The organism is Leisingera sp. ANG59 (assembly GCF_013317235.1).
Classification (GTDB): domain Bacteria; phylum Pseudomonadota; class Alphaproteobacteria; order Rhodobacterales; family Rhodobacteraceae; genus Leisingera.
On record NZ_WLCM01000016.1, the window covers coordinates 1 to 21,321 of the forward strand.

The following is a 21,321-nucleotide window of genomic DNA, read 5'->3' on the forward strand; positions in this document are numbered from 1 at the left end:
CTGATCCTGCGCGAATACCCTGCCTCGGCAGTGGCGCCTGGGGTGCGCGGGCCGCGTCAGCAGCGGGTGGTGTTCTCGCTGGACCTCACCTCGGCGGACGGGCTGTTCTCGGCGCGCCAGTTCCGGATCAACCCGGGCGACCTGGTGATGGCCACCGAATCCCCGATCAACGATGCGCTTACCATCTCCAACATCTTCGGCAACTTCTTCGGCGTCTTCAGCCGCGCCGGCGTGATCGAGTAACCGGTTCCCCCGATGATTTTTGATTTCCTCACCAAATTCCGGGCAGGCATAACCCGCCCGGACCCGGGTCCCAGTTCCGGCACCGCAACAGAGCCGCAGATCGGGCGCTGTGTGCTGATCCTTGGCATGCACCGCAGCGGCACCAGTGCGTTGGCGGGCAGTTTTCGCGAAGCGGGTCTCTATATGGGACGTGTGCTTGACCATGGTTTTGGCCTGAATCCCAAGGGGTTACAGGAACCCTCGGCCCTCGTGTACATGCATGAGAACCTGCTAGAAGCCAACGGTGGGGCCTGGCACGAACCGCCAGAGCAGATCAGCTGGCAACCGTTGCACAAATCGGTACGCGACCTGTTCATCGACTCCCGCCGCGGCCAGGGAGCCTGGGGCTTCAAGGAACCACGCACGCTGCTGGTGGCGCAGGAATGGATCGAAGCGCTGCCCGATTGGACGGGGGTCGGCATCTTTCGAGACCCCCGCGAGGTGGCGCTTTCGATTCAGGACCGGAACGGCTTCGAGCTAGAAAAGGGCTTTCGGATCTGGAACGCCTACAACCGTCGCCTGCTGGAGCTGCACCGTGACCACGGCGTGCCGGTGATGGAATTCGTTCCGGACCCGGAGGTGATGCGATCAGGCATTTCCCGCCTGATTTCCCACGCAGGTCTTACACCGCCAACGGCGCCTGCCTTCTTTGATGCGAGTATTCCGCGCAACAGCGGCAAGGCGCCGGAACTGGCGCTGCCCGCAGAGGTCGACCGGACCCTCGCCGCCCTGCGCGAGGCCGCCCGCGCGGATTAGCGGCGCCATGACATCCGCACCAGTTCTCTCCACCCGTCTGTTCCCCAAGGGCCTGGGTGCAGATTCCTGCCGGATCTCCGGACTGGCGGCACGCTGCGATCATGTGATCTTGTCGGACTGGCACAAACCGAAGATCCGCGAGGTCGCGCAGCGGTCCGGCCCGCCGCGTCATATATTCCTGTCGCTGCGCGCGCCCTTCCCGGCGCTTTTACATTTCGCCCATGAAGTACTGCCACGGCTGACAGCGCCGTTTGTGCTGATTAGCGGCTCCGAGGACATCACCCTGCCCCGGCAGACGGATCAGCGCTGGCGCAAGTTCAACATGGCGGAGTGCGCCGCGATCCAGGCCATCCTGGACAGCCCGCTGCTGATCCGTTGGTTTGCCGAAAACCTCGACGATGCCAGCCATCCGAAGATGGCACCCTTGCCATTGGGATTGGTCTTTCCCGATGGCGACGCCGCGCAGCCATTGGTTCTGCCCGAGGTGCCGCCGCTGGCCACCCGCCCGTTGCGGGTGCTTTGCGCTCACCGGGTGCGCGAGGGGGCACAGTGGGAGGTCCGCCGCCAGGTAAGCGCGCTGGCCCGCGGCCCCTGGCGCAGCTGGACAACGGTGGTGGAGGATGAGATTTCGGAAACGGAGTTCGGCCAGCTGTTGTGCACCCATGCCTTTGTGATCTGCGCGCAGGGTGGCGGGCTGGATCCCTCGCCCAAGGCCTGGGCTGCGCTGATTCAGGGCGCGGTGCCGCTCATCCACGCGCCCAGCCTGGCGGAGGCCTATGGCCAGTTGCCGGTTATTCAAGTGTCGGGGTGGCTGCCGGGCAGCATCAACCCCGGCCAGTTGCAGCGCTGGCACGCCTGGGCCTGCCCGCGGATGGACGGGGCGGCGCGCGCCGCGCTGCGCCAGCGCTTGTCGCTGGACTACTGGTGGCGCCGCATTGCAGCGGCGGCCGAGGCCGGCGCCGCATGCAAAAAGGGCCCCCGGAGGGGCCCTTTTCTCTAGCTCTCTCAAAATCCCGTCTGGATTACAGGATCAGCCAGTCTGCCGGGTCTGCGGACTGGAAGTCAGTCAGGTCAACACCTTCGAAGGTAAGGGTCTGGCCTGCAGTCACGAACAGCGACACGTCAGCGCCGGTATCGGTCATGCTGTTGATAACATCATCTGCATCGGCAAAGCCCAGAGCCGACAGGTCGACCAGAGTGCCGCCGTCGAAGCGGAAGCCGTCGATGCTGTCCGCACCAGAGCCGTCTTCCACGATGATGGTGCCAACACCGGAGGTGCTGAAGTCGAAGGTATCGTCACCTGCACTTGCATACAGCACGTTGGCACCGACTGCGGTGTCTGCAATCACCACAGAATCGTCGCCGCCGCCGTTGTAAACGGTGTTGGCGCCAGTGCCGCTGATGGCAATCTGGTTGTCACTGCCTGCGCCGAGACCTGCGGTGGTGCCGCCGCCGTAGATGGTGTTGTTGCCGTCACCATTGATGGTGATGATATCCGCATCATCATCGTTGCCGCCGAAGATGGTGTTGTTGCCGTCGCCATCGATCTGGATGTTGTCCAGACCATCGGAGCCGCCGATGGTGTTGGCGCCGTCACCGGTCACATCGATGTCATCTGCGTCATCGCCGCCCCAGACTGCGTTGTCGCCTGTACCCGCAACGTCCAGGTTGTCGGCACCTGCGCCGCCGCCGACGATGTTGTTGCCATCTGCGGTTGCTGCGATTTCGATGAGATCCGCATCAGCGCCGCCCCAGGCCTGGTTAGCTCCGTCGCCGTCGATGTCAATGTCATCGGCACCTACGCCGCCAGCAATGATGTTGTCGCCGTCGCCGGTCACAACGATGGTGTCGGCAGCATCGTCATCCGCACCGGCCCAAACGCGGTTGTTGCCCTGGTTCAGGGTGATGGTGTCGCCGCCTGCGCCGCCAACGATGGTGTCGTTGCCGTCACCGCTTTCCAGAACGTTTACAGCTGCGCTGCCGTTCAGGGTGAAGTCATCGGTTTCACCCGACAGGTCGACGTCTGCACCGATGGCGCTGTTCAGGGTCACCTGGACGTCAACGGTGTTCAGGTCGCCGGAGTCTGCTTCGGTCATCTGAACCGACAGGACTTCGTCTTCAACGGTGCTGCCCGCCTCGATGGTGGACTGCTGTGCTGCGGTGTAGTTGAGCTGCCACTCGCCTGCGGCGAAGGTGATCGCCACGGTGCCGCCGGTTGCGGTGGTGTAGGTGTCACCGGACGCGTAGGTGGTGCCGTTGATGACGATGCCGGAGGCTTCGTCAAAGGCCGCGGTGCCGTCAGCTGTGATGCTGTCGTCTGCGCCGGCATAGACTGCACCAACGATGTCCGTCGCAGTGGTGGCTGCGTAGTCGTTGCTGGTCAGCGACTGGTCGAAGGCAAAATACTGGTCTGCGCCGCTTTCAAGGTCGATCACGAAGTTATTCGCGTTAGACACCTGCACCCGCTCGATGCCGGTGATGGTTGCGCCGGTCAGGGCCACACCGTTCACGACATCAGCCGCACCAAAGCTCAGGTCTTCGCCGTCTGCCAGGTCTGCAATCAGGGTGTCGGTGCCATCGCCGCCGGTGATGGTGTCGCCGGCATCGTTCGGGCCGGCGAAGGTATCGTCGCCCGCTTCGCCGTCGACGTTGTCCGCACCGGCGCCGCCGTCGATGGTGTCGTTGCCTGCGCCGCCGACGATCACGTCTGCGCCTGCGCCGCCATCGATGTCGTCGTTGCCGTCCGCACCATTGATTTCGTCCGCACCTGCCAAGCCAGTGATGATGTCATCATCATTGGTACCTGCAATCTGGTCAGCGCCAGGTGTCCCGTTGAAAGTTGCCATATTCTTTAGTCTCCTGCTTGAGAGCTATCTTTAATTACATCCAGAAAGCGCATACCCCTAATGGGCGCTTTGCACTTCCGCTATCAGGCGCCTTGCTTGCATGTCAAGCACTGCTCCCATAGACGCGTCCACCCGCATGAGGAGTGTCACCAAAACTGCTCACTTTGCTGTCTCCCGCTGACGGCTCCGAGGTTGCGACGGCATTGCGCGCGGTCAATAGACCCATTTTCCGTTCTCTTTACAAGGGATTCGCGGGTGACGCTGCGCCGCATCTGTCAGCCGGGAAAACTGCGGCGCGGCTGCAACAAAACAAGCGGTTCGGGCGCAATCACGGAAACTTATCCAAAGGTTGATCTTCTTAAGATAAAATTTCCATCATTTCCACGCAGGCCGGCCTGATTTGATTCCGCTACCCCCAAAGCGGTAAATCAAGGGAAACAGAGAGAGTGTCGGGTCAAACCTGCATTCCCAGGCTGCAACATCCGGCGGGCAACACGATTCTTCAGAATGTATTAGCACAACCTTAGTATATTTATTCCCAAGCGGCAGTAGTTCGCATTTCGCACAACCTGCATCAGACGGGGACGGCCATGGGGAGCGCGGCATTCCGGGCTTGGGTTTTGCCGCCCGAAGACCTAGGAACGGCAGGGGCGCAAAGGAGGCGGAAGATGGCGAAAGACCGGTGCGGGCAGATCGGGAAAACGGTGTTCATCATCACCTACGGGCGATCCGGTTCGACGCTCTTGCAGAACATGCTGAATGCGCTGCCGGGCTATGCCTTGCGCGGCGAGAACGCCAATCTGCTGGCGCCGCTGGTGCGCGCCTGGCACGGGCTGCGGCACTCGGAGCAGGCGGCGTCGATGCGCGCGCGGGGCACGCCGTCCGGCCCGCATCAGCCCTGGTACGGCTATGAGGCGATCGACGCGGACCGGTTTGGCCGCGATCTGGCCGAATCCTTTCTGCGCCAGGTGCTGCGGCCCGGACCGGACACGCGGGTGACCGGGTTCAAGGAAATCCGCTGGCACGAGGATCCGGCGCTGTTTCCGCCGATGCTGGAGTTTCTGGCAAAATACATGCCGCGGGCGCATTTCATCTTCAACACCCGCGACCACGAGGAGGTGCGCAACTCCGGCTGGTGGCGCGGCATGAAACGCGCCGCGGTGCTGGAGCAGCTACAGACGGCGGAGGCCCTGTACAGCCGCTGGCAGGCGGCGCATCCCGGCCGCTGCCTGGCGATGCATTACAACGACTACGCCAGAGATCCCGCGGCCTGGAGGGCGCTGTTTGCCTTCCTGGGCGAACCCTTTGATCTGGATCTGGTGGAAGCGGTGCTGGAGCGCAAACTGCTGCACATGAAATGGCAAAAGCCGGTCGGCAAGCCCTGATCAGGCACCGGATCCGGCCTGCGGATTCGCCGCACCCAGCGGCATCTCCCACTCTGCCCGTTCCGCCTCCAGGCGCTGGCGCTCCTTGGTGGTCAGCCCCGGCATCGCCAAGAGCCCGTGTCCCTGCGAGATGTCCATCAGCTCCAGCCGCTGGGCATAGATGGCATGGCCCACGCAGGCATCCTCCAGACCGACCGCGGGCATTGCGAAAAATTCCTTCATCGCCAGATACATATAGCTGCAGGCGGCCAGCCCCTCCGGGCCCAGCACATAGCCGTAGCCACCCGCCGCGTAATCCCGTGGCAGCGGGTACTGATAGCCGCGCATTTCCACCTCCGGACCGGCGCATTTGCCCAGGTGCCAGCCATGCCACTGGTCCTGATGGCGCCGGGTGCCGACCCGCCGCCCGGCATAAGCTGCGCCCTTGTCCGCCACCCGGTCCAGGCAGGCGGCAAAGCGGTCGGCATCCTGCAGCAGGATATTGTCGTCAATTTTAACCACCTGCGCCGGAGCGGTCAGCAAATCCAGCAGCATGTAGGAATAAAACAATTTCCGGTGCAGACCTTCATAGGTATCGGGGGCGGGCACCTGCAGCACCTGCCCGTCATAGCTGAGCGTCAGGCCGGTGTCCTGTTCCGGGCGCGCATCCCGGCTCCCCAGCAGGATGATGTGATGATAGTTTTCCTGTCCCAATGCGGCAAACGACGCCACGCTCCGGCGCGTTTCCTGCAGCCGCGGATGGCAACTGGTATGCAGGATCACCCGCTTGCCCGCGCAATCGGCACGCAGACGCTGCACATCCAGCGGAGATGCCAGCTCCAGCAGCCGGGCCAGGAAGGCGGGCAGATGCCTGTTGCGGGGAAACAGCGAGAATACATCGCGCAAGCGCCCGAAGCGGGCGCAGAGCGCCGCTGCGTCCTCGCCGTCTGTCAACACCTCCAGCTGCTCCAGATGCGCTTGGGCGCTGCGGACGGCGAAACGCAGATTGTAATACATCGGCCGCTCCCAGCGCTGCTCCCGCGGCACCCGGGCAATCAGTTCCGCTTGGGACTTGGCAAACTCATCTGCCATCCCGCGGCTGTGCACCAGCAGGTCCTTACAGGCCGCCAGCAACGCGTTCCGGGCGGCGCAGCGGTCCTCCTGCTGAAAAAAACCGGCCACCCGGCCGTCCCGCATCAGATCACCGCGCAAGAGACCGATCTCCTGCTCTTCCGGCGCCAGCGCTAGATCACGCCAAAACTGCTCCACCGCACCGCGTTCCAGCCCCTCATATTGCGCCCGCCAGATCGCCCCGGCGCGGGTCGGCAAGGCGGTATTGCGGGCATAAGCAGCGCCGCCCAGGCGGATCTTGTCCTTGTACTGGGCCAGCGCCCGGCAGGGGTAATGCAGGATCCGGATTCTGCCCTGGCCGTCACTGGCATAGCCTGGCACATTGCTGACGCGGTGGCTGCCCTGCGCCACCTCCGCGGTTGCCGAAGCCCGGTGCAGCACTTTGCGGGGCAGCGGCTGCCCTTCAGCATTGCAGCTCTCCCGCTCGAACAGCTCCGTAATCCGTGGCCCGCAGCGCCCGGCAAGCAGGGCCCCTGGGACCGCGGGCACAACCGCGTTGTGGCGCGGTACTATCACCGTCCCCGCGGCCTCCGGCAGGGATGCGCAAAAATCCTGCAGATCGCCGCTATCCGGCAGCCAGAACTCATCCGCATCGTTGTTGATGACCCAATCCGCACCGTGCTCTGCCGCCGCTTTGCGCGCCATCGCCGTGACCCATTCCCGCTGATTGTAGTCATCGGCGGGCTGGTGCAGATACTCGATGTCGAGGTCCTGCGAAAGCGCCTGAATGATCTCCGGGGTGGCATCGGTGGAGAGATTGTCCATCACGATGAAACTGCTGACGCCCATGGCGTGATGAAACCGGATGTTGTCAGCTAGGATATCCGCTTCGTTGCGCACCAGCAGCGTCATCGTAAGCTTTGGACATGTCAACGGCTCAGTCTCCGGTCTGCTGCACATCAGGCCGTCCCGGCCTCCTCCCCGGTTCCATGCCGCGTTTTTTCCCGGAATGCCAGCCCTGTCACCGCAATGGTGCTACCGGGAGCAAAAACCGGTTTTCATTGCGCGCGGTTTGGCACATAGATGCGCGCGTCCCTGACCGGGACCGCAGACCCTGGCACAAGGTCCATGTCCCTGACCATGAATAAAATCATTTATAAGAACGGCTATGACGAGCTTCGCGCGGTGCGGCAGCAGAGCCGCGGCCTGTACTGGTTCACCGGGGTCTTCAGTTTTTTCGTGAACCTGCTGATGCTGACCGGACCTCTGTACATGATGCAGGTCTATGACAGGGTGCTGGGCAGCCGGTCGGAGGCGACGCTGCTGGCGCTGTCGCTGCTGGTTGTCTTTCTCTACGGCATGATGGGGCTTTTGGATTTTGCCCGCGGCCGGATCATGGCGCGGGTGGGGGCGCGGCTGCAGGCGGCGCTCGACAAACGGGTGTTCGATGCGATGATCCAGCGGTCGGCGGTGGCGCAGGATCCGGTGGCGCAGACCGGGCTGCAGGACCTGGAATCGGTGCAGCGGCTGATTGCCTCGCCGGTGCTGACTGCCGCCTTCGACCTGCCCTGGACGCCGGTGTTCTTGGCAGGCATCGCCCTGTTCCACCCCTGGCTCGGGCTTTTGGCGCTGGCGGGCGGCGCGGTGCTGGTGGTGATTGCGCTGTTCAACCAGGTCTTCACCCGGGCGCCGATGCAGCAGGCCAATATGACCGGCCACAAGGCCAATCTGATGTCCGAGGAGATCCGCAACGAGGCGGAGATGATCCAGTCGATGGGCATGCGCGGTGCCGCCTTCAGCCGCTGGAAACAAGCCCGCAATGCGGCGCTCACCGACAGCGTGGCGGCCAATGACACCGGCGGCGGCTTCACCACGCTGACCAAGACGCTGCGGCTGTTTTTGCAGTCGGCGATGCTGGGCCTGGGCGCCTATCTGGTGCTGCAGGGCGAGGTGACGCCGGGGGCGATGATCGCAGGCTCGATCCTGATGGGCCGGGCCCTGGCGCCGATCGAGCTGGGCCTGGGCCAATGGGCGCTGGTGCAGCGGGCGATGAAGGGCTGGCACAGCCTGGCCGAGCTTTTGGCCAAGGTGCCGGAGGAGGAGACCCGCACCGCGCTGCCCAAGCCCAAGGCGCTCCTGGAAGTGCAGGGGATGGCGGTGGTGCCGCCCGGCAGCAAGACGCCGCTACTGCGCAACGTGAGCTTCCGGGTGCAGCCGGGCCAGGCGATCGGGGTGATCGGGCCGTCGGGGTCGGGCAAGTCGACACTGGCGCGGGCACTGACCGGGGTCTGGCCGCCGGCCGCGGGCTCGGTGCGGCTGGACGGGGCGGCACTGGACCAGTATGCGCCGGATGTGCTGGGCGGCCATATCGGCTATCTGCCGCAGCGGGTGCAGGTGTTTGACGGCACCATCGCCCAGAACATCGCCCGGCTGCAGCCGGAGCCGGATGCCGCCAAGGTGGTGGAAGCGGCCCAAAAGGCGGCCGCCCATGAGATGATCTTGAAGCTGCCCGAGGGCTATGACACCAAGGTCACCGCCACCGGCGGGCGGCTGTCGGGCGGCCAGATGCAGCGGGTTGGCCTGGCGCGGGCGCTCTATGCCGATCCGGTGATCGTGATCCTGGACGAGCCGAACTCCAACCTCGACAACGAGGGCTCGATCGCGCTCAACCAGGCGATCAAGCAGATCAAGGCCGAGGGGCGCTCGGTGCTGATCATGGCGCACCGCCCGGCCGCGATCCAGGAATGCGACATGCTGCTAGTGATCGACAAGGGCACCCAGACCGCCTTTGGCCCCAAGGACAAGGTGCTGCAGGAAATGGTCGCCAACCATCAGAACATCCGCCAGGCAACCGGCGCAGGAGGCGTGCGATGAGCATCGAAAGCAAATGGCCCGCGCGCGGGCCGCTGATCATCGGCCTGCTGGCCATGGTGGTGCTGGTCGGCGGCTTCGGCTCCTGGTCGGTGCTGTCGTCGATATCCGGCGCGGTGGTGGCGACGGGGCGGATCGAGGTCGACCGCAACCGGCAGGTGGTGCAGCATCTGGATGGCGGCATTGTTGACGAAATCCTGGTGGATGAGGGCGATACGGTTGCCGAAGGAGATACCCTGATCCGGCTGGACGCCAACGAGCTGACCTCGCAGCTGGTGATCGTGGAAGGCCAGCTGTTCGAGCTGATGGCGCGGCGCGGCCGGCTGGAGGCGGAGCGGGACGAGGCGGCGGAGGTCACCTTTGATCGGGAGCTGTTGGAGGCTGCCGAAGCCCAGCCGGAGGTCAAGGAACTGGTCGAAGGCCAGCGGCGGCTGTTCCAGGCCCGCAGGGACACCACCGCACGTGAGATCGAGCAGCTTGAGAAACGCCGGGCGCAGATCCAGGAGCAGATCCGCGGGATCCAGGCGCAGCAGAAATCCATGAAGGTGCAGCTGGATCTGATCGGTGAGGAACTGGGCAACCAGCAATCACTCTTGGACCGCGGTCTGGCACAGGCAGCGACGGTTCTGAACCTGCGCCGCACGCAGGCCAGCCTGGACGGGCAGCTGGGCGAGCTGGTCGCCGCAGAGGCGCAGGCTGAGGGGCGGATCACCGAGATCGATATTGAGATCCTAAAGCTGGGCACTGGCCAGCGTGAGGAGGCGATCACCCGCTTGCGTGACCTGCGCTACCGGGAGCTGGAACTGGCCGAAACCCGCCGCTCCCTCCAGCAGCGGCTGGCGCGGCTGGACATCACCGCACCGGTCTCGGGTGTTGTCTACGGGCTGCAGGTGCAGACCCCTCGATCGGTGATCCGCCCGGCCGACCCTGTGCTTTACCTGGTGCCGCAAGACCGACCGCTGGTGATTGCAGCGCAGGTTGCGCCGACCGACATCGACCAGCTGTTCACCGGGCAGGAAGTGACGCTGCGGTTCTCGGCCTTGGATCAGCGCTCGACACCGGAGCTGTTCGGCCGCGTGACCCAGGTCTCGGCGGACGCGTTCGAGGACGAGGGCAGCGGCCTGACCTATTACCGGGCCGAGATTGAACTCAACTCCGGGGAGCAGGGCCGCCTGCCTGCGGGCACAGTGCTGATCCCGGGGATGCCGGTGGAAAGCTACATCCGCACAGCCGACCGCTCGCCGCTGGGCTATCTGGTCAAGCCGCTGGCGGATTACTTCAACAAAGCCTTCCGCGAAAGCTAGGACGAGCCAGCAAAGGCACTACCTCAGCAGCCGCTCCAGATAGGCGCCGTAGGAATTCTTGGCAAACAGCTCTGCCCGCGCCTGCAGCTGCGCGGCATCGATCCAGCCCAGCTGCCAGGCAATCTCCTCGGGGCAGCCCGACTGCAGCCCCTGGCGCTCGTGTAGCGTGCGCACGAAATTGCCCGCATCCAAAAGCGAGCCGTGGGTGCCGGTGTCGAGCCAGGCATAGCCGCGCCCCATGGTTTCCACCGAGAGCAGGCCTTCGCTTAGGTACATCTGCAGCAGGTCGGTGATCTCCAGCTCACCGCGCGGGCTGGGTTTGACCCGGCGCGCCCGCTCCGGCGCGGTGCCGTCGAGGAAATAAAGCCCGGTGACCGCGTAGTTCGAGGGCGGCTCCTTGGGCTTTTCGATGATCTCGCGGGCGCGGCCGCCGCTGTCGAAGGCCACCACACCATAGCGTTCGGGATCAGCCACGTGATAGCCGAAGACGGTGCCGCCGGCGGTCTTTTCATCTGCCGCCGCCAGCCGTTTCGGCAAGCCATGGCCGAAGAAGATGTTGTCGCCCAGCACCAGCGCCGAGGGGGCGCCTGCGAGGAACTCCTCGGCCAGGATGAAGGCCTGCGCCAGCCCGTCGGGCGAGGGCTGCACCACATAGGTCAGCTCCACCCCCCACTGGCTGCCGTCGCCCAAGAGGCGGATGAACTGCTCCTGGTCCTGCGGCGTGGTGATGACGCAGATCTCGCGGATGCCCGCCAGCATCAGCACGCTGAGCGGATAGTAGATCATCGGCTTGTCATAGAGCGGCAGCAGCTGTTTCGACACCGCCATGGTGATCGGATAGAGCCGCGTGCCGGAGCCGCCTGCCAGGATGATGCCTTTTCGACCCGAGCCGGGCTTGCCTTCTGTCATGAGAGCTCTCCCAAATCCTTCAGAATATCATTCAACCCCAGCCGCCAGTCCGGCTGCGGGATACCAAAAACAGTGTCTAATGCGGTGCAATCGAGCCTTGAATTCAAGGGCCGCGCCGCCGGCGTCGGATAGGCGGAGGTGGGGATGTCCTCCACCGTGCAAGCCACATCCGCCTGGGCAAAGATTTCGCGCGCGAAATCTGCCCAGCTGGTCTCAGGCCCGCCTGCAAAATGATAGGTGCCGGATTTGCCCGGGTCCTTGATCAGCTGCCGCGCGATCTCCAGGCAGGCGGCGGCAATGTCCCGCGCCGGCGTCGGCGCGCCGGTCTGGTCCGCGACGATGGTCAGCCGCTCCCGTTCCTTGCCCAGGCGCAGCATGGTCTTGACGAAGTTGTTCCCATGCGCCGACACCACCCAGGAGGTGCGCAGGATCGCGTAGGTTCCGCCTGCTGCGCGCACCATCTCCTCGCCCGCCAGCTTGGAGCGGCCATAGGCATTGAGCGGCGCGGGGGCATCGCCGGGCTGCCAGGGCGCTTCACCGCTGCCGTCAAAGACGTAATCAGTGGAGACATAAACCACCGGCAGCCCGCGCGCCGCACAGGCCCGTGAAATGGCACCGGGAGCTTCCGCATTGACGGTGGTGGCCAGATCTTCTTCGCTCTCCGCCTTGTCCACAGCAGTATATGCTGCTGCGATTATCACGGCATCGGCCCCGGTATCCTCCACCCGTGCCACCGGGCCGTATGGGTCGGTGAAGTCCGCTAGATCGCGCCCGAGGCAGACTGTGCCGCCCTGCGCCGCCAATTCCCGCGCCAGCTGGCCGGTTTCGCCGAAAACCAGGATCATTTGCACTCTCCAAAATCTCCCGCCCTGCGCTTCCACCCCGTCGGGCCGGGCGCTGCCCTCAGTGGCATATTCGCGCTCACTTGCCGGTGCCCAGCCGCTGGCCGACGCCGTCGCGGTCCTGCAGAGCGCGCCACCAGCTCTCATTGTCGAGATACCACTGCACGGTCTTCTCCAGCCCCTCCTCAACCGTCACCGAGGGGCGCCAGCCCATCTCCTCGCGGATGCGGCTGGGGTCAATGGCATAGCGCGCATCATGGCCCGGGCGGTCGGTGACAAAGGTGATCTGGTCCTTGTAAGACCTTCCATCCTCACGCGGGCGTTTCTCATCCAGGATTTCACAGAGGGTGTTGACCAGCTCCAGGTTCGACCGCTCGTTCTCGCCGCCGATGTTGTAGGAGCGGCCCAACGCGCCCTTTTGCACCACCAGAAGCAGCGCATCGGCGTGGTCCTCCACATAGAGCCAGTCGCGCACGTTGGAGCCGTCGCCGTAGATCGGCAGCGGCCTTCCCGCCAGCGCATTCAGGATCACCACCGGAATGAGCTTCTCCGGGAAGTGATAGGGCCCGTAGTTGTTGGAGCAGTTGGTCAGCAGCACCGGCAGGCCGTAGGTCTCGGCCCAGGCCCGGACCAGGTGATCGCTGGCGGCCTTGCTGGCCGAATAGGGCGAGCGCGGATCGTAAGCGGTCTCCTCGGTGAACTGCACCTCCGGGTTGGCGGGCAGCGAGCCGTAGACCTCATCGGTCGAGATGTGGTGAAAGCGGAAGGCTTCGGGCTTGCCCGCCTGGGTCCAGTACTTGCGGGCCGCCTCCAGCATGTTGAAAGTGCCGGTGATATTGGTCTCGATGAAATCGCCCGGCCCGTCGATCGAGCGGTCCACATGGCTTTCGGCCGCCAGATGCATCACCGCATCCGGGGCATGGCGCTCAAAAACAGTGTCTAATGCGGCGCGGTCGCGGATGTCGCAGTGCTCGAAGGCATAGTCCGGGCTTTCAGCCGCTTCCGCCACATTGTCCAGGCAGGCGGCATAGGTGAGCGCATCGAGGTTCACCACCTGATGGCCGCGGGCGATGGCCAGCCGCACCACCGCGGATCCGATAAAGCCGGCGCCGCCGGTCACAAGAAGCTTCATGCCTTATCCCTCCCAGGTGAAGGGGCTGTCGAAATCGGCCAGCGCGGGCGCCGCAGCGTCCTTCTCAGAGAGCACCGGCGCGGCTGCGAACCCCCAGTCGATGCCGCAGCTGTCCCAGGCCACCGCACCGTCGCATTCGGGCGCATAATAATCGGTGCATTTATAGATGATCTCGGTATCGGCTGCCCGTGTGATGAACCCATGCAAAAACCCTTTGGGCACCAGCAGCTGGCGGCCGTTTTCCGGCGTCAGCTCGATGCCGAACCATTGCCCATAGCTAGGCGAGCCTTTGCGGATGTCCACCGCCACGTCGAACATCGCGCCGTGGCCGCAGCGCACCAGCTTGTCCTGGGCATGGGGCGGCGACTGGTAATGCAGGCCGCGCAGAATGCCCGGCGCCACCGACAGCGAATGATTGTCCTGCACGAAATCGAGATCGATGCCTGCCTCCCGCATCCGCCGCCGGCTCCAGCTCTCGCTGAAAAAGCCACGCTCATCGCCATAACGCGCCGGCGTCAGCACCATCAGCCCCGGCAATCCAGTCTCTTCTATCTTCATCGCGCCTGCCCCGGCTCCCGCTTGTGTGTTTCCATCCCTCTCCTACCCGCCGCGGACCGCCAGCGCCAGTGGCCGCGCGGGCACAGCCGCGGCGCCGGCAGCAAAACCGGCACAGCTCCGCCTTGCATCGCGGCCCCCTCCCCGGCAAGCATGAGCCCATGAAAATCCTGTTTGTGCATCAGAACATGCCCGGCCAGTACCGCGAGCTTGCCCCCTGGCTGGCGGCGCAGGGCGGCCATGAAATCGTCTTTCTGACCCAGCGCCAGGGCGTGCAGCTGCCGGGCATCAAAACCGTGGTCTACAAGCCCTTCCGCACCCCCGCCAAGGATGCCTTCGGCCTCTCCAGGGACTGGGAGGCGGCCGCCGGGTCCGGCCTTGGCGCGGCGCTGGCGGCACGCGAGCTGAAGGCGCAGGGGTTCACCCCCGACATCATCATCGGCCACACCGGCTGGGGCGAGCTTCTGTTCATGAAGGACCCCTACCCTGATGTGCCCGTCATCGGATTCTTCGAATATTTCTACCGCACCCAGGGCGGGCTGGTCGGCTTTGACCCCGAAAACCCGGCCAACGACCAGGCCTATTTCTTTGCCGAGGCGCGCAACACCGTGCCTTACGCCAGCATCGAGCAGGTGGACCTGGGCCATGTGCCCACCGCCTGGCAGCGCGACCGCTTCCCGGAAAGCTTCCGCGACCGTATGTATCTCTGCCATGACGGCATCCGCACCGATACGCTGGGCCCCGATCCCAGCGCCTCGATCGGGCTGGGGCGGCTGGACAGGCCGCTGACCCGCGACGACGAGGTGGTGACCTATATCGCCCGCAACATGGAGCGCGCCCGCGGCTTCCACATCATGATGCGGGCGCTGCCGCGGATCCAGGCGCAGCGCCCCAATGCGCGCATCCTGATGATCGGCGGCAACGAGACCTCCTATGGCGCCGAGAGCAAGCACCCCGCGGGCTTGCGCGGCGAGATGGAGGAGGAACTGGGGGACAGCGTCGACTGGAGCCGGGTGCATTTTCTGGGCAAGGTGCCTTACGGCGATCTCTGCCGGATCATCCAGATCAGCCGCTGCCACATCTATCTGACCATGCCCTTTGTGCTGAGCTGGTCCTTGCTGGAATCGATGGCGATGCAGGCCACGGTGGTGGCGGCGGATGTGGCGCCGGTGCGCGAGGCGATCACCCATGGCGAGACCGGGCTGCTGGTCGATTTCTTCAGCCCGGAGAAGCTGGCCGATCAGGTCGCGGATGTGCTGGCCAATCCTGGCGATTACGCCCATATCGGCCCGGCGGCCCGCGCCCATGCGGTGGAGAAATATGATTTCCTGACCCGCTGCCTGCCGGAGCATATTGCGCAGATCAATGCCCTCGTGCCGGAGGCGCGGCGGATCAAAATCTGAGCCGGAGGCGCGGCGGATCAAAATCTGAGCCGGAGGCGCGGCGGATAAAGCCGCAGCCGGAGGCAAAGGCATTCAGTCTCTAAGACAGGCAGTTCTGCGCCGGAACGGGCAGGGTGTCTTGAGAGGCAGGCCTGCCTCTTAAGCGCCTCCCAGCAAAACAAGCGCCGGGCTTGCGCACCGGCCGGATGCGGCGGGCCCCGGCCCCGCCCGCATCCGGCAAGCGGCGCCTCCGGCCTCAGGGCCGGGACGCCTGTTGCATGTCTGGCGCTGCGGCCGCGGCTGCACTCAGTGGCGGTGCGCCTGCGGCGGCAGCTGCTCCGAGGCCCAGAGCGCGGCCTGGGTGCGGTTCTTGGCGCCGATCTTGCGGAAGCAGGTGCGCAGATGCACTTTCACCGTGGCCTCGCAGATGCCCAGCTCATTGGCGATGCTCTTGTTGGTGGCGCCTTCGGTCAGCTTGGCCAGGATCAGCTGTTCGCGGTCCGACAGCCCGTGCCGCATTTTCTGGCGGACCGGTGCGGCCGACGCTTCCGCCACCTGCGGGCCCGCCCCGTTCAGCAGCTCCGGCGCGGCATCCGCGGCTCCGGACAGCACGATGCGGTAGCCGTCCTGCACCACCTGCAGCGCCGCGATCAGCGCCCCGGCCGACTTGCGCTCCGGGATCACCGCCTCGGCATAGCGGCTGAGCTGCACCTGATCGGCCGCCGGGCAGTCATCGCCGGTGATCAGGATAAGCGGCACCGCGCAGTTGCGGATGCGGAAGGCCTGCAGCTCCTCCTGCAGCTCTGTGCCAGCGGCGTGGCTGTAGCACAGCACCATATCCGGTGCGGTCAGCGGCGGCAGCTCCGCCAGGGCGCCGCAGCAGCGCCCGGTCTCATAGTCGTTTGCTTCACAGATGGTCAGAAACATGTCCCTGAGAAGCCTGCTTTCCCCCACAACGTGAACAGGCATCAATAAAACTCCTTTACTCGTAACATGCCGGACCCCTGATCCGGCCCGTCCCCCTGGAGCGCTGTTATGGCTGGCCCGCCCCCGGCAGGCCGTCTTTATGCAATGCGCCGCCGCACCCCGGAACACACTTCACCTGCTTGCCGCCGCCTAGGCCCCGGCAGCGCCCCCGCGCCGCCGTTTCCGGATCGTGATAAATACAGAACACACCCGGAAAAACCTTCCGGGCCAGGCAGCGCAAGCCAGCGTTCAAACACTTCTGATGCGCATTGCTGTGGATAAACCGTAGCGAATCTATCCTTTATTGTTAAGAAACTTCCCCTCCCAGAGCAGTGCTTTTTGGCAGCGCCCCGCGCCCGCGCCCGGAGTATTTTCCGTATCCAGTTGATTTTCCAAGCGAACCGGGACGGCTTGCGTACCCCGTTGGCATTATCCCCATTAGGGAAACACTGTGTTTCCAATCCTGATACTGCAATTTTAGGGTGTTTTATCTTTACACAAAAACAATCATAGATTTCTGCGATTCGCTGGTTCCCCCCCAGGCGGCTACCCCCATGGTGGTATTTTGCCGCCCCGCTCCGGCCTCCGGCGGCCTGCGCCCCGGCCTTTGGCGTACCCCCTCTGCCCGGTTTGACCCGGACGGCTCTGTGCTACCTTCAAGACATTCATTATGTCATGCCGGGGGGCAACATGAGTATGTTGGGTGCGTCCGTTTCGCAAACGGGCAATACGCTGTTTTCAAGGTCACTTCACAGGCAAATTTCTTCTCTGACACAATTGGCACTGGTGCAGCCGGGACACCGCAGGGCCCCGGTGCTGACCAGTGCCGAAAACCTGGGCGCAGCCTGCCCGGGCAGTGCAGCCGCGGTGCTGCGGCGGCAGCTGCACCCCGGCGCGGCCAAGGAGCTGCGCCAGCGCCGCCCCAGGGGGAAGGCGGCGCTGGCGCTGGCGGCACGGCTGCCGGAGTCACTGGCGGCGGATCTGGCCGGGGGCCGCGGCTGGGCGCTGTTTTCCTGCGATTTCGAGGACGGCAGCGAGGACCTGATCGCGCTGAAGCTCGGCGGCGGCCCGCATGACGCCCATTGCGGCGACATCCTGCAGGCGATCTGGCCGGTGCTGCGCGAGGATGCCCTGCGTGAGCTGGCGGGCGAAACCCAGGCGGCGGTGACCAGCGCACTGCTGTGGACCATTTCCAAGAAAACCGACTCTGCGGTGCTGGTGCTCAACAGCGAAGGGCAGCTGCTGCACTGCAATGAAGCGGGCCGCGACATGCTCGACAGCGGCGACCTGCTCAGCGACCGGTCCGGCCGCCTCAGCTGCGCCCGCCCGGAGGAAACCGCGGGGTTTTACGCCGCGGTGGCCGAATGCGCCCGCTCGCGCCGCGGCAGCGCCCGCGGTCCGCGCGAGCTGATCCTGTTCCTGGAGGACCGCCGCAGCTGCATGCGGCTGCCGGTGTCACTGACCCGCTACCGCTGCGCCGGCGCCGATCAGCCGCTGGTGGTGGCAATCCTGCCGCGCCAGCCCGACCGCCGCCGCATCGAGATGCTGGCCCAGAAGATGGGCCTGTCGCCGGCCGAGGCCCGGGTGGCGGCGCTGATTCAACTGGGCCTGTCCAACCGCGAGGCAGCGCATATCGCCGGCCTTAAGGAGCAGACCTTCAACACCTATGCCAAGCGGGTGCTGGCCAAGCTGCAGTCGGCGGGCCGCGCCGAGATGGCGCAGCGGCTGACCTGGCAGGCCTCGCTGGGGAGGGTGTCATGAACACTTTGTCGCTCGGCGCGCCCTTCCAGGGCCCGCCTGCCCCGGCCGACGGCCCCGCCGCAGCCGCGCAGGCGCGGCCGGACCCGGACGCCAAGCCGGACCCCAAAGCGAAGTCCAAGCCCGCCCCCGGACCGCAGCCCCGGGGGGCCCGGAACCAGGCGGTGCAGCCGCCGCGGCTGAGCACCGCGGTGCTGGCGCAGATCGCCAATGCCCTGCGCCAGGGCGGGCCGGACACGCCGCCGCTGGCGGCGCAGGCCGACCTGGTGGCGCTGCACAAGCGCATCGCAGAGATGTTCACCACCCTGAACGAAGGCCTCGGCGCACGGGCCGAACAGAAGGCGGCTGCCGACCGGGCCACGCTGAGCGCCCGCATCGACCAGCTGGAGGAGGCGGTGAACCGGATGGAGGGGGCGCTCAGGATCGAGTTCGAACCGGTGCTGAAGGCCGCGGTGGCCGAGGCGCTGACGCAATCCGCGCCGAAGCCGCGCCGCCGCTGGCGGGGGGCGCTGGCGGCGGCGCTTCTGGCAGGCGCCGCCCTGGCGGCAGGCGCCTGGTGGCACGAGCCGCTGCAGCAGGCGGCGGAAACCGCCGCCCAAATCCTGGCAGGCTGGCTAGGCAGCGCGGCCTGAAGCGCTGATTTTGTCCCCATTTGGGGGCAGCGCAGCCCCTGCATCTGCGCTGCAATACCACCGGAAGGCAACACGACGCCTTTTTGCCGAACCGCTTTGAGCGGCCGCGGCACCGGCGGGGGCAGGACCCAGGCAGCAACTGCTGCCCTGCCCCGAACAGTTAATGAGGAGGACGTTTACTATGGGTATTAAAGACCGCAATCCCGATTGGGATGTCTGTGATCCGACATGCGATATCCGCTACAGCGATAACAAGTTTGATCCGGACTACAACGACGGCACCACCGAGTGGGGCGGCACCGACGGCAATGTGATCGATCTCAACGACCACGACGCCGGCGACAATGCCTCGGCCGGGCACGGCGATGACGCGATCTACGGCAACGAGCGCAACAACCGCCTCGATGGCGAGGAAGGCCAGGATTACATCGAAGGCCAGGACGGCCATGACGAGATCTACGGCGGCTCCGGCAACGACTACCTGTTCGGCGGCAATGCCGACGGCATCGGCGACCCGCTGGATCCCCGCGATGACGGCGACGACTGGATCGACGGCGAAGAAGGCTGCGATTACATCGACGGCGAAACCGGCAACGACACCCTTCTGGGCGGCGAGCACAGTGACAGCGTGTTCGGCGGCACCGGCGATGACGTGATCTTCGGCGACGATGCCGACGGCGACTACAGCTATGCCGACGGCGATGACGGCGACTACCTCTATGGCGAGCTCGGCGACGACTGCATGGACGGCGAAGGCGGCGACGACTGCATGTGGGGCGACAACGGCCAGTCCGGCGAAACCATCTATGACGGCGACGACACCATGTACGGCCGCGACGGCGACGACCGCATGCATGGCCAGGGCGGCAATGACCGCATGGCAGGCGGCCTCGGCGACGACCTGGTGATCGGCGGCTCCGGCGATGATGAGATGTTCGGCGACGAACGCCAGTCGCAGAACGACGACCTTGATTTCGGCGCCGACAGCGGCACCGGCAACAAGACGGAGCAGGTCGACGGCGACGACTGCATGCTGGGCGGCTATGGCAATGACACCATGGACGGCCAGGGCGGCGACGACACCATGTTCGGCGAAGCCGACGACGACCTGATGCAGGGCGGCCGCGGCAACGACCTGATGGATGGCGGCGCCGGGCGCGATGACGTCAACGGCGGCGCCGGCATTGACACCCTGCGCGGCGGCTCCAACAACGACGTGCTGGAAGGCGGTGCCCAGGGCGACCTGATCTTCGGCGACCATGGCGCAGTAGAAGGCTACGACATCGACTGGAGCTGCTGCGACGACGAGGAGCCGAACGGCGAAGTCCAAGCCCATGCCGCAACCGACGGCCTGAAGGAAGTCGACTGCCCGGACTGCTACACGCCCATTGACGAAGGACCCGAGGGCAATGACCGCATCCGCGGCGGCTCCGGCCATGACACCATGTTCGGTGAAGGCGGCGATGACGTGATCGTCAGCGGCCGCGGCCATGACCTGGGCTTTGGCGGTGAAGGCGATGACCGCCTCTATGGCAACCACGGCCATGACACGTTGTTCGGCGGCAACGGCGACGACTGCGTGCATGGCAATGACGGCGATGACAAGCTGTTCGGCGGCAACGGCGACGACACCGTGAAGGGCGGCACCGGCAATGACACCATGTTCGGTGAAAGCGACAATGACACTATGTTCGGCGGTGATGGCGACGACAAGATGTTCGGCGGCAACGGCCACGACTACATGTGCGGCGGCGCCGGCAATGACATCGTCAAGGGCGGCTCCGGCAACGACAAGCTGAAGGGCAATGACGGCGATGACTTCCTGGACGGCGAAAGCGGCAATGACCGCGGATACGGCGGCCGCGGCAACGATGTGGTGGAAGGCGGCATCGGCCGCGACACGCTCTTTGGCAACAGCGGCAACGACTGCCTCTATGGCGAGGAAGACAATGACCGCCTCTCTGGCGGCAGCGACAGCGACTTCCTGGACGGCGGCGCCGGCAATGACACGCTCTGGGGCGGATACGGCAACGACTTCCTGAAAGGCGGCGAAGGCGACGACTGCCTCTACGGCGATAACGGCAAGGATGTCTTCATCATCGACCTGACCTGGGACGGCGCGGCGTTCAGCTCCACCGATGGCACCGACACCATCAAGGACTTCGACATCGACCAGGACCACGATGTGCTGCTGTTCCGTGTCACCAATGTGGGCGGCGGCACCGGCACCTCGGCGCAGGATGCCTTTGCTGCACTGGACGGCGGCGGTGCCACCGTCACCGACAACGGCACCGACACCACCATCACGGCGGGCGGCGCCACGGTGAACATCCTCGGCCTGACTGGCCGCGAGGCGCCGTTCACCTCGCTGGGACAGGACGCGATCCCGATCGGCGGCGTCGGCATCAATGCGGTAACCACCGGTGATGCGGGCTCTTACGAGGCGATCCGGGTGCTGACATCCGACACCGGCTTCGATGACAGCTACGACAACATTTGGGGTCACGCTCTCTGAGCCTTAGGAACGGCGGGCCCGGGGGCAACCCCGGGCCCGTCCAGCCCTGGTTCAGGACAGCGATTTGGTCCCCGGCCAAGGATTGCTTCCTTGGACCAGGGCGCTGTTCTCCAGATGAAAAAACTTCAATTCGTGC

Annotated in this window: 16 protein-coding genes and 1 pseudogene; 10 read left to right on the top strand and 7 right to left on the bottom strand. The window is 65.2% G+C overall.

Annotation, left to right across the window (positions count from 1 at the left end; translation table 11 throughout):
- From GKC28_RS14780 to GKC28_RS14790, 3 genes and pseudogenes are all read left to right on the top strand, one after another.
- Positions 1–243 (top strand): annotated as a pseudogene (locus GKC28_RS14780) (polysaccharide export protein); the annotation flags it as partial.
- Between the two features lie 111 nt (positions 244–354).
- The gene (locus GKC28_RS14785; RefSeq protein ID WP_174147752.1) at positions 355–1,038 is read left to right on the top strand and encodes a sulfotransferase family protein; all 684 of its coding nucleotides are present in this window, start codon (positions 355–357) and stop codon (positions 1,036–1,038) included.
- A gap of 7 nt (positions 1,039–1,045) precedes the next feature.
- A complete protein-coding gene (locus tag GKC28_RS14790) occupies positions 1,046–2,038 on the top strand; it encodes a hypothetical protein (protein ID WP_174147754.1) in 993 nt (330 codons plus the stop codon).
- Between the two features lie 22 nt (positions 2,039–2,060).
- Here the strand turns inward: GKC28_RS14790 and GKC28_RS14795 are convergent, their stop codons facing one another.
- Positions 2,061–3,884, bottom strand: coding sequence for a calcium-binding protein (locus tag GKC28_RS14795; RefSeq protein ID WP_174147756.1), 1,824 nt, complete (start codon positions 3,882–3,884; stop codon positions 2,061–2,063).
- 668 nt (positions 3,885–4,552) lie between these two features.
- Here GKC28_RS14795 and GKC28_RS14800 point away from each other — a divergent pair.
- On the top strand, positions 4,553–5,269 hold the full coding sequence (locus GKC28_RS14800; protein WP_174147759.1) for a sulfotransferase: 717 nt from the start codon (positions 4,553–4,555) through the stop codon (positions 5,267–5,269).
- Here GKC28_RS14800 and GKC28_RS14805 read toward each other — a convergent pair whose 3' ends face one another.
- The gene (locus tag GKC28_RS14805; RefSeq protein ID WP_174147761.1) at positions 5,270–7,252 is read right to left on the bottom strand and encodes a glycosyltransferase family 2 protein; all 1,983 of its coding nucleotides are present in this window, start codon (positions 7,250–7,252) and stop codon (positions 5,270–5,272) included.
- Positions 7,253–7,459: 207 nt separating this feature from the next.
- Here GKC28_RS14805 and GKC28_RS14810 point away from each other — a divergent pair, with 207 nt between their 5' ends.
- Positions 7,460–9,193 (top strand): type I secretion system permease/ATPase, encoded by a 1,734-nt coding sequence (locus GKC28_RS14810; RefSeq protein ID WP_174147763.1) that lies wholly within the window; start codon positions 7,460–7,462, stop codon positions 9,191–9,193.
- On the top strand, positions 9,190–10,494 hold the full coding sequence (locus GKC28_RS14815; RefSeq protein ID WP_174147780.1) for an HlyD family type I secretion periplasmic adaptor subunit: 1,305 nt from the start codon (positions 9,190–9,192) through the stop codon (positions 10,492–10,494). Before GKC28_RS14810 ends, GKC28_RS14815 begins: the two co-directional genes overlap by 4 nt.
- A gap of 18 nt (positions 10,495–10,512) precedes the next feature.
- Here the strand turns inward: GKC28_RS14815 and rfbA are convergent, their stop codons facing one another.
- The 4 genes from rfbA to rfbC form a co-directional block, all read right to left on the bottom strand.
- Positions 10,513–11,403 (bottom strand): glucose-1-phosphate thymidylyltransferase RfbA, encoded by an 891-nt coding sequence (rfbA, locus tag GKC28_RS14820; protein ID WP_174147782.1) that lies wholly within the window; start codon positions 11,401–11,403, stop codon positions 10,513–10,515.
- Positions 11,400–12,248, bottom strand: a complete 849-nt coding sequence (rfbD, locus tag GKC28_RS14825; RefSeq protein WP_174147784.1) for a dTDP-4-dehydrorhamnose reductase — start codon at positions 12,246–12,248, stop codon at positions 11,400–11,402. Before rfbD ends, rfbA begins: the two co-directional genes overlap by 4 nt.
- Positions 12,249–12,324: 76 nt before the next feature.
- Positions 12,325–13,377, bottom strand: a complete 1,053-nt coding sequence (gene rfbB, locus GKC28_RS14830; protein WP_174147786.1) for a dTDP-glucose 4,6-dehydratase — start codon at positions 13,375–13,377, stop codon at positions 12,325–12,327.
- Positions 13,378–13,380: 3 nt separating this feature from the next.
- Positions 13,381–13,935 carry a dTDP-4-dehydrorhamnose 3,5-epimerase gene (gene rfbC / locus GKC28_RS14835; protein WP_174147788.1) on the bottom strand — a complete coding sequence of 185 codons (555 nt, stop codon included), beginning with the start codon at positions 13,933–13,935 and terminating at the stop codon, positions 13,381–13,383.
- A gap of 158 nt (positions 13,936–14,093) precedes the next feature.
- On the opposite strand from rfbC, the gene GKC28_RS14840 reads away from it, so the two are divergent.
- Positions 14,094–15,335: a glycosyltransferase family 4 protein gene (locus GKC28_RS14840; RefSeq protein WP_174147790.1), complete on the top strand. Its 1,242-nt coding sequence runs from the start codon at positions 14,094–14,096 to the stop codon at positions 15,333–15,335.
- A 285-nt stretch (positions 15,336–15,620) separates the two neighbouring features.
- On the opposite strand, the gene GKC28_RS14845 is transcribed toward GKC28_RS14840, so the two are convergent.
- Positions 15,621–16,283, bottom strand: a complete 663-nt coding sequence (locus GKC28_RS14845; RefSeq protein ID WP_254604247.1) for a response regulator transcription factor — start codon at positions 16,281–16,283, stop codon at positions 15,621–15,623.
- Between the two features lie 810 nt (positions 16,284–17,093).
- On the opposite strand from GKC28_RS14845, the gene GKC28_RS14850 reads away from it, so the two are divergent.
- The 3 genes from GKC28_RS14850 (at position 17,094) to GKC28_RS14860 (ending at position 21,185) form a co-directional block, all read left to right on the top strand.
- Positions 17,094–18,041 carry a helix-turn-helix transcriptional regulator gene (locus tag GKC28_RS14850; RefSeq protein ID WP_368041126.1) on the top strand — a complete coding sequence of 316 codons (948 nt, stop codon included), beginning with the start codon at positions 17,094–17,096 and terminating at the stop codon, positions 18,039–18,041.
- Entirely contained in the window at positions 18,038–18,670 is a 633-nt protein-coding gene (locus GKC28_RS14855; RefSeq protein WP_174147794.1) for a hypothetical protein, read from the top strand. The genes GKC28_RS14850 and GKC28_RS14855 overlap by 4 nt, the downstream gene beginning before the upstream one ends.
- 181 nt (positions 18,671–18,851) lie before the next feature.
- Entirely contained in the window at positions 18,852–21,185 is a 2,334-nt protein-coding gene (locus GKC28_RS14860; RefSeq protein ID WP_174147796.1) for a calcium-binding protein, read from the top strand.
- Positions 21,186–21,321: the final 136 nt, after the last annotated feature.